12 protein-coding genes, 1 tRNA gene and 2 pseudogenes are annotated in these 13,389 nt (G+C 45.7%); all 15 read right to left on the bottom strand.

Annotated elements, in window-relative coordinates:
* Positions 1–1,032 (bottom strand): annotated as a pseudogene (locus ABUA47_RS18140) (hypothetical protein); the annotation flags it as partial.
* Positions 1,033–1,220: 188 nt separating this feature from the next.
* Entirely contained in the window at positions 1,221–1,634 is a 414-nt protein-coding gene (locus ABUA47_RS18135; RefSeq protein WP_007564971.1) for a hypothetical protein, read from the bottom strand.
* Positions 1,618–2,685 carry a reverse transcriptase domain-containing protein gene (locus ABUA47_RS18130; protein WP_349824497.1) on the bottom strand — a complete coding sequence of 356 codons (1,068 nt, stop codon included), beginning with the start codon at positions 2,683–2,685 and terminating at the stop codon, positions 1,618–1,620. Before ABUA47_RS18130 ends, ABUA47_RS18135 begins: the two co-directional genes overlap by 17 nt.
* Before the next feature lie 306 nt (positions 2,686–2,991).
* The gene (locus ABUA47_RS18125; RefSeq protein ID WP_349824496.1) at positions 2,992–3,360 is read right to left on the bottom strand and encodes a hypothetical protein; all 369 of its coding nucleotides are present in this window, start codon (positions 3,358–3,360) and stop codon (positions 2,992–2,994) included.
* A 70-nt stretch (positions 3,361–3,430) separates the two neighbouring features.
* Positions 3,431–4,423 carry a hypothetical protein gene (locus tag ABUA47_RS18120; RefSeq protein WP_349831855.1) on the bottom strand — a complete coding sequence of 331 codons (993 nt, stop codon included), beginning with the start codon at positions 4,421–4,423 and terminating at the stop codon, positions 3,431–3,433.
* 36 nt (positions 4,424–4,459) lie between these two features.
* On the bottom strand, positions 4,460–4,867 hold the full coding sequence (locus ABUA47_RS18115; protein WP_349831854.1) for a hypothetical protein: 408 nt from the start codon (positions 4,865–4,867) through the stop codon (positions 4,460–4,462).
* Positions 4,868–4,899: 32 nt separating this feature from the next.
* On the bottom strand, positions 4,900–5,655 hold the full coding sequence (locus ABUA47_RS18110; RefSeq protein ID WP_149923023.1) for a hypothetical protein: 756 nt from the start codon (positions 5,653–5,655) through the stop codon (positions 4,900–4,902).
* A 17-nt stretch (positions 5,656–5,672) separates the two neighbouring features.
* Positions 5,673–6,413, bottom strand: coding sequence for a hypothetical protein (locus ABUA47_RS18105; protein WP_149923024.1), 741 nt, complete (start codon positions 6,411–6,413; stop codon positions 5,673–5,675).
* A 4-nt stretch (positions 6,414–6,417) separates the two neighbouring features.
* Complete coding sequence (locus tag ABUA47_RS18100; RefSeq protein WP_149923025.1) at positions 6,418–7,344, bottom strand: hypothetical protein; 927 nt, start codon at positions 7,342–7,344, stop codon at positions 6,418–6,420.
* On the bottom strand, positions 7,341–7,826 hold the full coding sequence (locus ABUA47_RS18095; protein WP_149923026.1) for a hypothetical protein: 486 nt from the start codon (positions 7,824–7,826) through the stop codon (positions 7,341–7,343). The genes ABUA47_RS18100 and ABUA47_RS18095 overlap by 4 nt, the downstream gene beginning before the upstream one ends.
* Positions 7,827–7,828: 2 nt before the next feature.
* Positions 7,829–11,830 carry a tape measure protein gene (locus ABUA47_RS18090; RefSeq protein ID WP_149923027.1) on the bottom strand — a complete coding sequence of 1,334 codons (4,002 nt, stop codon included), beginning with the start codon at positions 11,828–11,830 and terminating at the stop codon, positions 7,829–7,831.
* A gap of 241 nt (positions 11,831–12,071) precedes the next feature.
* Positions 12,072–12,587: a hypothetical protein gene (locus ABUA47_RS18085; RefSeq protein WP_149923028.1), complete on the bottom strand. Its 516-nt coding sequence runs from the start codon at positions 12,585–12,587 to the stop codon at positions 12,072–12,074.
* A 28-nt stretch (positions 12,588–12,615) separates the two neighbouring features.
* A tRNA-OTHER gene (locus ABUA47_RS18080) sits at positions 12,616–12,698 on the bottom strand.
* Positions 12,699–12,718: 20 nt separating this feature from the next.
* Positions 12,719–13,177, bottom strand: a complete 459-nt coding sequence (locus ABUA47_RS18075; protein ID WP_149923029.1) for a hypothetical protein — start codon at positions 13,175–13,177, stop codon at positions 12,719–12,721.
* A 28-nt stretch (positions 13,178–13,205) separates the two neighbouring features.
* Positions 13,206–13,389, bottom strand: a pseudogene (locus tag ABUA47_RS18070) (hypothetical protein); the annotation flags it as partial.

Below are 13,389 nucleotides of genomic sequence, written 5' to 3'. Positions count from 1 at the left end.
CTCAAACTCCCGTCCGGCAAGCATACCCGTCTGAAAAACAACGGTCATAGTTTCCCCCTCTATCAAGCATTCTTCATAATTCAGTGAAGATGGGATTGACGTGTCAACAATGTCATAAAAGTTGTTTTTCTCATCAACAACTACAACCGTGTTGACCGTACCGACACGTTTCGGGTAAATCTCAGAACAGTCAAGACTATCTTCGGCGAGTGATGACAGTTGTTTGTCATCACGGCGTATTGAAAGCCCTGCTTCATCAACGACATAACGGCGGGCGTTCTTGGCTATGAAGCCGTCTTCATCTTCAAAATGTTCGCCGTCATAAGCGAGTGTTTGGTTCTTGGGAAGAAGAAGCTCGGAAGAACCGTATTTTGACGGGTCTATATTGTCCGTACCGCCTTGAACGAACAAAATTTCCGTTGGCGGGTTGTCTCCCGTATTTGAACGTCCGACACCCGGCTTGAACCCGTTGCCACATCCATAAGACAGCGGGAGGGGGTTACTTTTGTTGTATTCAATCTTACGTAATGACACACGTTTTCCCGTAAACTCGTATTCTGTCTTGAACGTTGAAGCCATGCGGGTTAGAGCGTCAATACAAAAATCATGGTCATAGGCAATCAGGGTTTCAACACCGTCAATACATTCGCCAACCATCCATCCTTTGTCACGGCGGTTCATATTGTCAACAAACATTTGAAGATGTTCATGTGGCTTTGCAGTCAACGAAAATTTCAAACGTCCGTCAACCGGGTTTCTGAATTTCCAAACTTTTGCGTTTGCTTCGGGCGGGTCAAAAAGCACCGTGTATTCAAACAATCTTTTATGTTTCATCTTGAAATTCTCCGGGCGTTTGAGCGTGAACGTTTCGCCTTGAAACTCACAGTAAGAGCCTACTGGGATTTCAACGTGTTCAGGGAGCGAATAATACAACGTTAAACTATGGTCTCCCATGACAGCCCTATTGCGGTAACTGTTATCGTCAACCTCGATTTCAAGAACCTTGCTTCCGGCATTATTGTAAATTATCATACTACTAAAAACTTTGAGTTATTTTTCCCGAATTTCCCCGTGGTTGAACTTTCTTTTTAAAATGGTGTGATTATATTGTAATCACTTTTTGAGCGTTCTACGGGGCTAAAAAAGGCTTTTTCAAGAATAACCATTCTTCCCGTCACATTTTATGTTTGAATAACGTGACGGGAAGCGGTTTTTACAAGTTACAGAATACCGTATTCAAGGCAGTCTGCATCCACTTGCGCTTTCAGGGTAGCACGTTCGGATAGATAGGCTTTGTATGCCTCAATCTTTGCCTTGGCTTCCTCGCTTGACTTCGCCCCTCCAATCATACCGAGGTTCGCTGCGTTGAACTCATTCACAAGTTTTTGTTCCCGGTTGTTGTCCCATTTCTCCGTGATAACTGTTTCAGTTATCTTGTTTGAAGAAAGCGGAGCCCACACGGTAACTTCTTCACATTTCCATTGTTCCTGAACCGGGGCTTCATCGTCAGAAGCGAGTTCGCTTGGTTCAACGGTGGCGGGTTTTTCAACTTTCTGAATGTTGAAGCGGTAAACGTAACTTCCGTTTCCGACAGCCTCCAATTTGGTCGGCTGATTGTCATAAAATGCTATCATAATAACACGGTTTAATGATTGTTTTTAATAAATGTTTACTATCACTATGTTTCGCCCAACCGAGCCACGGGGCGACAGCCTGCTTATAAGCCTTTGCGTCAAGCGGAGGTTTGCGGCGGTTTAGCCGTGAGACGGTATGGCAGAAATTCTTCTTAATGCTCTTGCGGATAAGTTTCTGTTTCCGAAAGAACAAATAACCGACATAATCAAGCGCACGCCCATGTTTGTCATAACGGTTCTTTGCGATAGGGAATATCTGATAATTGCCTTTAATACTTAGTTCAAGTTCTTCCTCGATATATTCTTTTATGAACTTGAAAACCTGATGAAGAACGTCCTTGCTTTCAGCCAAGAACGGTATATCGTCAGCGTATTCAATCGCTTTGATATATGGCTTTTCTTTCAGGTTCAAAGCCTTTCTGACAAGTTCCGGCAAACACTCGTTTACCCAATGCATGAAATAGCATAAATACAGGTTTGCGAGATATTGTGAGAGATAGTTCCCGATTGGAAGACCTTGTGCGCTGTCTATGATTTCGTCAAGAAGCCACAACAGGTCAGCGTCCTTGATTTTACGGCGTATCAGTCTTTTCATCACATTGTGACTGATTGAGGGATAATACTTCTTGATGTCAATTTTCAGGCAATATAAGGGCTTTCCCTCAAACTCCTTTATTATCTTGTCAACTTGATGGGCGCACCCCTCTATACCACGTTTCTTGACACAAGAATAAGTATTGTGCGTGAATGTTTTGACCCATATCGGTTCAAGAACATTCATAATTGCGTGATGTACTATTCTGTCGGGATAGTACGGAAGACGGAAAATAAGCCTTTCCTTTGGTTCAAAAATCGTGAAGACATCATAAGGAGAGGTTTTGAACGTCTTTGTCAGCAAGGCTTCATGTAAGGCAAGAATATTCGCTTCACGGTTCTTGTCGTGAACCCTGACCCCGTATGTGTGCGTTTTACCCTTGAGAGCCTTTCTGTCAGCTTCCCGCAAGTTCTCAACGGAGATTATGGTCTTATATAAGTTTCCTATTCTTTTCATACTTCTGCTTTGCTTTTCTTAGTCAGAGTTTTCGGTAGCCCATACAACAGGCGTTCCTACCAACACTTTTAGGAGGTTTGCTTGAAATCTTTTGCCAAGTGGCAAGGCTGTCATTCTTTTATTTTGTTTCATATTGTCAAAACCAATTTTAAAGCATAGGTGAGAACCGATGTTCGCATTCGTATTCGAGGGGGTGTTATTCGAGTTCGCATAGGCGAGACCTGCATTCGCACTGTTATTCGCGTTACCGCTGAACAGGACACCACAAGAATGACCCACCTTTTATTTTGTTATCTCATTGTGTTCTCATTCAAAATAATACCTGTTTCCGTTCCCTCTCAAAGTAACCTTTCGGGGAAACTTATTCATTTCTTTGATTTTCTTCAAGACATAAAGAATATCGGATGAACCCGTGAAAAATTTCTTGGCATCTGATTCCAAACTGTCTTTGGATGGCTTGATTTTTACAAGCGTCTGACCCTTGACACCCTTAGCCTTGCTGAACCTTGTAGGAACTTCTTCAATGAAATCAACCACCCAAAACGTGGTGTTTACGAGTTTTGATTGTGTCGTTTCATCACAATTGAAACTCCTGCTGTTTTCATCTCTCGGGATATTAAGGAAAGCGAGGCTTCCGTTATCTTCTTTTGGTATGTTGTTCATTTCTTCAATCATTGTTTTATACTGTTATTATTTGAACCCTGCCCCACAAAGAGGCAGGGAAAAGGTTATCACTCAAAGCGTGTTACGCTGGCGTGGGGATAAAGCAAAGGCGAGAACCGAAGTGCGCAGTCGCAGACGAGGGGGCGGAAGACGAGCGCGCATAGGCGAGACCCGCATTCGCACTGCTATTCGCGCAACCGCCGAACAGGACACCACGTAACACTTCGCCTGAACTTGGTATGTTGGTATAGTGGTAATCACAGAAATAAGTCGTAGAACCGCCCCCGACAACATCAGGGATGATTTCGCCTCCCTCTCCGAAAATGACTGACTTCACATAAGCCTCCGTGCGGGCTTCATTGCCGACATGGGAATAACCCGTATAATTGCTGTCATTGAACTTCTCGGGGTCATCAGTGACAAAAACTTTGCTCAACCCTCCTGCGGCGGCTGACTGTATTTGAATGTTGATACCGTCCGTCCACTGCCAAATATGCCCAAACGGGTTTTCGATACCACGATAACGGCACACTTTGACTTTCTTTGAAGAAGTGTCATATTCAGTGGGCATGGTATATTCTTTTTCGCCTGTTCCGTTGCCGAGTTCATCCGTATAGCCACAAGGGATAAAAGGATAATAACCGTTGAACGTGTTCCATTTGCCGCTGTCAAGTGTTGTAACCCCGTCTCCGAGACCGCCTTGTGCATAGCCGTTGTTGTCTTTTGCGGCGTTGTACGCCTTTTGTGAGTTGAGTGTGGCGTATTCAACGGCAAACAGCCAATAAATGTCTTTCTGAATGTCGTATGTCATACAGTTCCATTCTTTTGTTGACGGCTTTCTTTTCCGGGCGTAGGCTCGGAAGTTGGTACGTGAAATAGACGTTGCGGGTCTTCCAAGTACGGAACGGTATGTGTTGTCCCAATCTGACTGATTGCCACCGCCCCTGTAATCCGCACCGTCATTCACAACTGAACATAGTTTGGTTGTTGAACGCTGTACGGAAGCCTCATAAGCCGAAACGTATTTCTTCTTCACTTGATGATAGCCGGGCAGAGGGTATTCAGAGAACTTCACACGGCGTTTGTTACCCTCTGTTTCAAACTTGCGATACTACATCGGCAGTTCAACCATGACTTGCCCACGTGAGCCGTCACGGGTCTGACCCGTCCAATCCGATGGGTTGAGATATTCAACCACGTTCCCGTTGTCATCAAGAAGACAGCCTTTCATGCGGTTGTGTACGGGTAGGGATTTATGAAGTGACATATTACCGATACGGGTAACGTCAGGGGATGATACCGTGACATCATATTCAATGCCGTACATACAGTTTTCTTCCATGTAGGGCAACATGGCTGCGAGAGCCGCTTTCTTGCTTTCCCCGTCTTCCAATACTTCACATAACAGTTTGAACGGGTTGTCGCCTGAAACGTCAGGCAGGTCACTCAATCGTTTTCCGTTTGTGAACGCTTCAATGATTTCCCTTACTTTGTTTTCTTCATCTGTTGATAGTGCCATAATTTAAAAGTTTTATTTGTTGAAAAATTATTTTAATTGAACCTGAATTTGCCATTTGCGGTCAGGCGCAAAGTTGATTTTGTACAAAGCCTGACAGACTGCGGAACGACTTCAATATCAATGGTTCGATAAATGCTTGTGTTTTCTGTCGGGATGACGTGTATTTTGCTTATGCCGACACTGTTCACGGTCAGAAAACCGTCAGGGGCAACGGAAACCGCTTTGTCATCGCCCAAGAAAAGGACATTGTTACCCGTTCCCGCCGGGGATAGGGTAGCTGTTACTCTCAGAATGTCTTTGTTCCCTTTGGTTATTTTCTTAGGAAACTCTAATGTCATTCCCGTTGGCTGTTTACGGTCTTTAGCCGTGATTGTCTGCTCCAATTCTTCCAAACGGGCGAGGGCGGCGTTCATTTCAGCCACACTTTCCGTTGCTTCTGCCGCCGCTTCTCCTGCGGCTGACGCTTGTTGTTGAGCGTTTGTGGCAGCGGTATTGGCTTGCGTTATTGCAGCATTCACACGCCCTGCCGCCGTATCTGCCGCCATAGCTTTTTCGTTTGCCAATGCTGCCGCATCGTTGGCTTTTTTTGCGGCTTCTGTGGCTTTTGTGCCCCGTGCGAGGCATTTCCACCAAGCGGTTTCAGTGATGGCGTGTCCCTTGTTATTGTCTTGTAACGACAAATAGGAACTGTCTTCCGTGTCAACAAAGTCAAACCGCTTGTAAGTCTTTCCGGCGTTATAAGAACCTGCGTCCGTAAACGCCACTTTCCCTAAAGGTATCTTTGTCATATTCGTGTAACTTTAAGTTATCCAACATTCAAATAAAGTTCTCCCGTCTGTTCATCAAACTTGATAAGTTTGTCGCTTACTTCATCTTCAAATTCCATGTATAGAATCATGTCATCATCGTCTATGCTGAATGTCGGGTACAGCACGCCGCCTTTTGCGAGCACACCTGTATCGACATACTTTTTCTGAGCTTCATCCCATTTCCACCAATTTCCATTGTCTCCCATTTTGGGCGGGTTGTCAGCCTGTTCCTTTGCCCGGTCAGCTTGCGTGTCAGCGTTCCCCGCCGCCTTATTAGCTTTCGTTGCGGCATTGTTTGCAGAGGAAGCGGCACTGTTGGCTGAGTTGGTGGCGGTCACGGCGGCTTCCTTTATCTCTTCTAAATCTTCACGGGCTTTGTCCGCATTGGAAGCGGCGGTATTTGCCTTTGTTGCCGCATTGTTTGCGTTGGTTGTGGCGGTATTTGCTGCTGCGGTTGCCTTGTCAGCGTTTCCCGCCGCCGTGTTTGCTTTCGTAGCCGCACTGTTGGCAGAGGAAGCGGCACTGTTGGCTGAACCCGCTGCGGTGTTCGCACTATTGGCGGCTGTCTCGGCTTTTTTCGTTGCGGCTACGGCATTTTCATAGGCGGTCTGAATGTGTTCCAGACTGACCTTGACGCTCGTTTGAACCCCATTTATCAGCTTAACGCCGATAGTGTATAATCCTTTCAGATTGTCGGAAAGGGTTAATTCGCTGATTTTAATTCTTTTCAATCCCATAATGTCATATTCTTTTTCGTAAGTCAATCGCAAACTCCCCGTCTTCTGTCACAACCAAATCCCGTGTTTCCGTGGCAAGCACAAATTCATCGTCTTCAAGCCTGAATGAAATGAAGCATACGGTAACGGTAAATTTGAGCCATATTTTATCAGAGGCGTAAAACTCGGACACGGAACAGCTTTTATAATGGCAGGGGTATTCATATCCCGTTTCATCAGAGTATAACAGCCGTTGTTCAGGACGCACAAGGTCATACAACAGAGCGTTATAGTTGCGCCACAGTTCAGTCAGTGAGGCGGCTTTCATAAGGCAGTTTATCTTTACGTCCTTTGCCTTATAGGTCACTTTTTCCCCGTCATACAAAGCCCCGTTCAATTTGTTGATATTGCGCAGGAGGCTGGTCTTGACATTCGGCGATTTCTCTATTTCATTAAGCGTTCCCTCCAACACATGAACCCCATAAACTGAGAACGGTTTCCCGTCAAGTTCATAATAATCAGAGCCGGGAACAGTGCTTTCAGGTTCTTTGTAGGTGTACCCGTCCAAAGGGAAATCATCGGCAAGCTTTATCGTGATGAAACCGAGAAGCGTTGCCAAATCCGTGTTAGGGTTTGACACAAGACGAAGGCGGTAAGTACGTCCTATCTCCCTGAAATCAAACGTATGATAGGCTTTGTCTGACAATCGTTCTATGAAGCCTCCCCAACGGTAATCCATGCCTGAGAGAACAATTTTTAAGGAAAATTCCTTCGTGTTCAAGGTAGGTTCTGACAAGTCAGGTTCTATGCCGTCTTCTTCCTGCCAGTCGTTGCTTGTGACCGCTTTCAGAGGCGGGAACGCCACAAGTTCGTTGTAGCCCCCCTCCTGAACATAGATGCCGTACTCTGTGAACGCATCCTTACCGTCTATGTAAAATCGTCCTGACATCATAATATTACCGCATTTCCTGACACGTTACGAATTTGTTGGCAACCCGTTGACCCCTTGACGGAAACAACCGCCCAGCCCGAGGCGTTGATGAACGCTTTAGCCCCGTGAAGAAGAAAAATTTCATGGCGTTCAAGCGTGTCACAGTTTATCGTTGCGTTTGTACGCCCGATAAGAACCGCTTTTTCCGGGTTTCTCAGCGTGATTATACCCGCATCAATGTAAACACCGTACTTCTCGGGGTTGAACGGCTTGAACAGCCTGAAAGTCGCTATATTCGGGAAACGGTGTTTGATACAGAACTCCATACCTTGTGGGCTTGTGAACAGCCGTATAAGGCTCTGTAAATCTTCCGTGCCTTTGAACATATCACACATACGGTATTTCTCTGCCATATTTGGCAGGGAACGGCTATCGCACTCCTGCCGGGCTTGCTCTTTGGCAACCCTCCATTGGGCGTAAACTTGTCTAATAATGTCTTCCATACTTATATCATTTTTATGCCTTTCAAGGCGAAATCGTTAACTGTATCTTTTGTCTCTTTGACTGAGCTTTCAATGCGTTCAATGCGTCCTGCCATGTTTTCGGTGTGTTTCTCAATGTTCAATACTGACTGTAAAATCATGTTCACGACAGAAAGAATGATTTTCGTGTTCTCAGCGATTGAATACGTGTGCCCCTGAATGGCTGTCGCACGTCCGTTCAATTCATCAACACTTTCTTGCGAAGCTGTGGCAATACCTTTTTGAGAGGCTTCACGGGTTGCATCTGCCGTGACTTCAAACATTGATTTAACGCTTTCAGGGAGGGTTTCCCATATCTTGGCAAAATCAGCCCCAACAGCGTTCAGGTCAGAAGCGAAACCACTCATAGATTGAATAACAGCGTCAAGACCGACAAACTGACCGTCCTTGAACCATTTAGCCTTGTACTTGTCGAATATCTCCCCAAGAGGTTCTTCAAGAAACTTGGAAACCAACATTCTTTTCATCACGTCAGCCACGATGTCTTTGACCTTATCGCCCCATGCCTCGGCGTAATCTTCTCCCGCTTGAAACGCTTCAAAAAAAGCGTCTCCGAGTTCTTTGGCTATATCTGAACTTGAACCACCGATAATGTCTTCTACCATGTCGTTGATGATGGCGACAGCTTGTGAACCGAGTTCTTCAATTTTTCTGTTCCATTCATCAATCTTGCCATGATCCGTGTCTTTCTTATCCTCTTCGTTTCTGATTTGTTCTTGAATAAGAAGTTGCTGCTGGGCGAGGTTTTTAAGCTGCTCTTGGGCGTTACTGTATTTTTCACCCCCGAGAGCCTTGTCAGCCGTGTAAGCGATATTTGCATACGCCGTGGCGAGTTTCTCAGCGGTCTTTTGAAGCAGTTCAGCGTTGTTTGAAACGTTGCTGAACAGAAGTCGCCAAGCCCCCGCTACGTCATTGACAGCGATTTTGTTTCTCAGGAGTTCTTTGTAAGTCTCGGATAAAGCCCGTTTCACACGTTCAACCGCTTTCCCGCTGTTTTCTTGTAACCGCACAATATCTGCATTGTCAAGTTCCCATTGAAGTTGGTCTATTCTGTCCTGCAGGGCTTCAATTTCTTCTTGCTTCTTGTCATCATTGTTGAATAGGTTTACAATCTGCATTGCTATTGACATTGCAGCCGATATGATAGTCAGGATGACAGAAGCCTTTTCTACCGTTTGAATGGCTGTTGCCGCCGCTGTCGCTGTTCCCTTAATACCGGTTGCAGATATATTCACGAGCTGAACAATGCCGTTTATCATTGACAGAGAAGCGGTCATAATGCTGCCAGCCGTTGAAATGATTTCGCCTGCCACGCCGCCAACTGTGTCGCCGATACTCTCAAACTCCCGTTCACATTCTTGAAGCGTTTTATACAAATCTTCCCACTCTTTGATTGAACGTTTATCGGGGCTGACATCGTTTTTCGCTTGCGCTTTTTCCACTCCTTTTTTAGCCGTTGATACCTTTGCACGGGCAACGGACAACTTATCAGAAGAACCTCCGTTCTTTTCAAGTTCTTCAAGTTCCTTTTCCGCTTGCTCCAATACCTGCTTCAACTGTTCAAGGGTCATGTCGGCTATCTTCTCACACCAAGCATTATATGTTTCTTCACGTTGGGCGAACTGTTCATCAATTTTCTGATACGCCTCTGTTTCGGCACGGTTCAGTTCATCCACGTTCCCTTGTGTGACACCCTTGCGGAGTTTCTTATTCCCGTCTTTATCCGTTTCATATAGGCTTTCACGCTTCTTGGCGTATTCTTCGGCGATTTGCGCACGTTGCTGTTCATAGGTCAGAATGTCTTTCATCATATCGTCAAGGGCTTGTTTGTTACCTTTGACTTGAATCTGCCTTGCAACTTCGGCATAAGACTTTAACATCGCTTGCTGCTCGGAAGAAAGGTCAGCGGTTGTCAGGTTCAAGGAAGCCCGGTATTCAAGCTGTTGTTCCTTTGTCGCTTTCGGGTTCTGATTGAGCCATTCAAGCACTTTTTTATCTTTCAGGTCTTCAATCATTTTCTGCGCCCGTTTATCGTTCTCGGAGATAAGGCGGTCATAATTCAACTGCACCTGCGCAACGGTCTTTTCATAACCATCTTCAAGTTCGTTGATTTGAGCCTGACGGATGTCTATCTCGGCTTGTGAAACTGCTTCTGAAACCTTTGCTGAATACTCCTTGATTTTAGCCGTGCGTTGGGCTGTTTCATCGGCGATTTTCTGCTGTTCTTTAGCGAATCTCTTTTCCTCGTTCTTTTCCTGCGTTGTTTTCTGGCTTGTACCCGCTTGTTCAAACAGTTTTTGAAAGTCAGATGAAACAGAGGTCATTTTCTCGGCATACTTGTTTATACGGGCGTCTATTTCGTTCAGAACAGGGTCATTGGCGATTGTCTGTTTGAACGCTTCACGGGCTTTTCTCGCACCCGCCTCGGTGTAAACCCATGCTCCGCTGCGGTCAACGTATTCATAGCCTCCTTGTGTCGTGTGTGAATATCCCGGCACTTTGCTTCCCGCCTGAATCTTATCCATTTGGTCTTCAAGAGCCATTTGGCGTTCAACCCTCTTTGCGTAGGCTTCATCAAGACGGGATTGCCATGCGGCGGCTTCCGCACGTTTCTGAAAGGCTTTCATCATCAAGGAAGTGTTCTTGACAAAGATGTTTTCAGCATCATTGACGCTGTTGACGGCAATTCCCAGTTCTTTGAACTTCGCCTGACTTTCTTTTATCCACTCACGCTTTTCATGGGCTGACTTGCATTTCTTGTATTCGTCTTGAAGACGTTTATACGTTGAAATGGCTTTGCCCGCTGATTCGCTAACCTGTTTGTTGAACGCCTCGGCTTCCTCACGTTCCTTTTTCAGAGCGTCAGCGGCTTCGTCCGTTGATTTTCTGAAAGCAAGGAAAGCTGTCACGGCGGCTGCAAGAACAGACAGAACCAAACCAAGCGGATTTGCTTTTACAGCCATGTTGAAAAGCAACATAGCGTCTTTGGCTGAACGTATAGAGGTTGTTAGAGACAGAAAAGCACTAACAGTTCCCCAAATGTTCATCAATTTATGTGCGGCTGCGACAGCGATAACGGCGGCTTTATATGCCCCGTATGTAGCGATGATTGTCAAAAGGATGTTACCGACTGTTTCCCAGTTCTCAATCAGGGTTGAGACAAGACCAAGAGAGGTGTTTATTACCCCCTCCTGCGACTGACCTATGGCATTGAACATTGTGTCGATTGCGTCCTCAATGTTTGAAATCTGCCCCGTGATTGTTTTTGACTGAGCTTCCATAAGACCGCCGAATTTACTGCCCTCGTTGGTCAGGTTCTCAATGGCTTTCTGAACTTCGGGAAATCCTACTTTTCCGTCTTCAACAAGTTGTTTGACCTGATTTTCTGCTACGCCGAACTGTTTCGCAAGTTCTTCCATAAGAGGAATGCCACGCCCCAAAAATTGATTAAGGTCAGCCGTGTACAAACGTCCTTGAACCATTGTTGTTCCGTACAGATAGGCAAGGTCATTGATAGGGATTGAAAGCCCGGCGGCGATGTCCCCGAGGCGTATCAAAGTGCTGTTCACGTCATTTGCGGCGACACCGTAGGCAAGAAGCTGTTTTGCGGCTTGACCGATGTCTTTCAGACCGAACGGAGTTGTGGCGGCTGTCTTGACAAGCTGGGTCATCAAAACATCTGCCTGACCCGCAGAGCCGAGCATGGTTTTGAAAGCGATTTCAAGCTGTTGGAATTCTCCACGGACAGTCGCAACGTGCGTGATGAAATCTTTTATCTGAGACACGGCAAACACACCAGCGACAGTTCTGCCGATTCTTTTGAATGAATCGTCAATCCTTGCACCTTCGTCAACCGCTGTTTGCCCTATACCTTGGAGCAAACGCCGTGATTCGGCTGCGCCTACCCTTAACTGGGAGTTGTCAAGCCCGACACCGTAATTCAGTCTTCCTTTATCGTTGTTCATTGTTTCTGCCTTTAATCACAGGTTTCAAAAAATTTCCTTACTTCTTCCTTATTTCTCGGGTCATCTGCCTTGATAACTTTTTGTTCTTCATCCTTTTTCCCGTCATTTTTCTTTTTGTCGTATGTCGGGAGAATAGCCCCGTACATTATCATGTTCGTATAGCTGATATTGTACAGAACATAGTCAAAGGTCAGATCGTAGCCTTTTGCAAAACCGCCTATGACAGCCCAAATGCTGTCATTCAGTTCTCCACTTTCCTCGGATGAAGAAGATTGAGTTCTGTCAGGAAAGTGGTAAGCCCGAAAAAATCGGCTATCTGCATTCTTGATAAGATTTGGCTTACAATCAGGTTAAGTTCTCTCGGGGAGACATCTTCAAGAAGTTCTTTTGCAAGCTCCGCTTTCTTGTCAATGGTAATTTCAACTTCAATCGTGTATGGGCGGCGAATAAGCCCGCACAGATACCGTTTCTCTTTGATTTGCGGAACTTTTTTCTTTTCTGTGATGCTCTTTGCGCCAAGAATGAGAATAGCCGCTATATCGCCGAGAATGCGGCAGTCTTTCGCTATGGATAATGTTTCTTCAACGACCTTCTCCGTGTCAAGGGCAATATGTGGGAGTTGTGAAATCGCTTCTGAAACAAGTATGAGGGTTGCCGTACTTGCGGGGGCAACCTGATATGACTTTTCGCCTACCTTGACTTCAAAAGGCTGTTCAAGGATGGTTTCAGCAACCGTTTGTTCTATTGTCTTATTCATATCTGACGAATTTCTAAGTTATGATTAGAGACGGGGGTCGGAATCGAACCGACATGCAACCGGGAAAGGCGTTCAGGCTTCACGGCGGATAAACCAGTGTATCAACCCCGCTGAAAGTTTTCTTATTGCGCTTACCCTTTGGGCTTTGTATAAGGCTTCACGGTCTTGCCTGTCTTGGGTTTCAGGCAACGTGCAACGTAATGAAGCATTTTACCGTCAGCGGTTGAATAGCTTTCATCACAACGAACCACGGAACGGTCAATCTGTGCGCCCTCGCATTCTTCGTCTTCGGGAGTTATGCGGAAAGCATGTTCTCCTGCGATTAACCCGTCATTGTCTTCAAACGGGCGTTCCCCGCCTTTCTTGACAAACAGGTCAAATTCAAGCGTATAAGTATTCTTCCCGTAACGGACATCAACAAGTTCGCCGCCCTCCTCTGTGGCGGTCTTCTCAGTTCCCGCCGTGGGGGTGATTTTTGTTGTGTCTTCTTTCGGCGTGTCAAGGGCTTCCCAAGATTCCGGGGTGGTGGGTGCGCCATTTGTTGACGGGGTTGTTTCAATCTTACATTTACCCCATGATAAAACTGCCATAACTTATTCGTATTTAATGTTCTACAATTTATTTGATATTCAGAGGCGCATCATCGCTGCCGAAGAACTCGTAATGAAGTTTCACAACGATGAAATGCTGATTGATGTCAGGTTCAGCCTCCGTGTAAATGGTTTGTTGAAGCCTGAATTTATAACAGGACTTATCGGCGGTCAGGCTGTTGACCCAATCATTGGCGAGACGCTCTATTTCT

Origin of the sequence: Bacteroides sp. RTP31139st1_H2_RTP31139_211217, from assembly GCF_040227615.1 — a bacterium.
Classification (GTDB): Bacteria; Bacteroidota; Bacteroidia; order Bacteroidales; family Bacteroidaceae; genus Bacteroides; species Bacteroides uniformis.
Note: the sequence above shows the minus strand (reverse complement) of the source record. Positions and strands in the feature narration are given on the sequence as shown.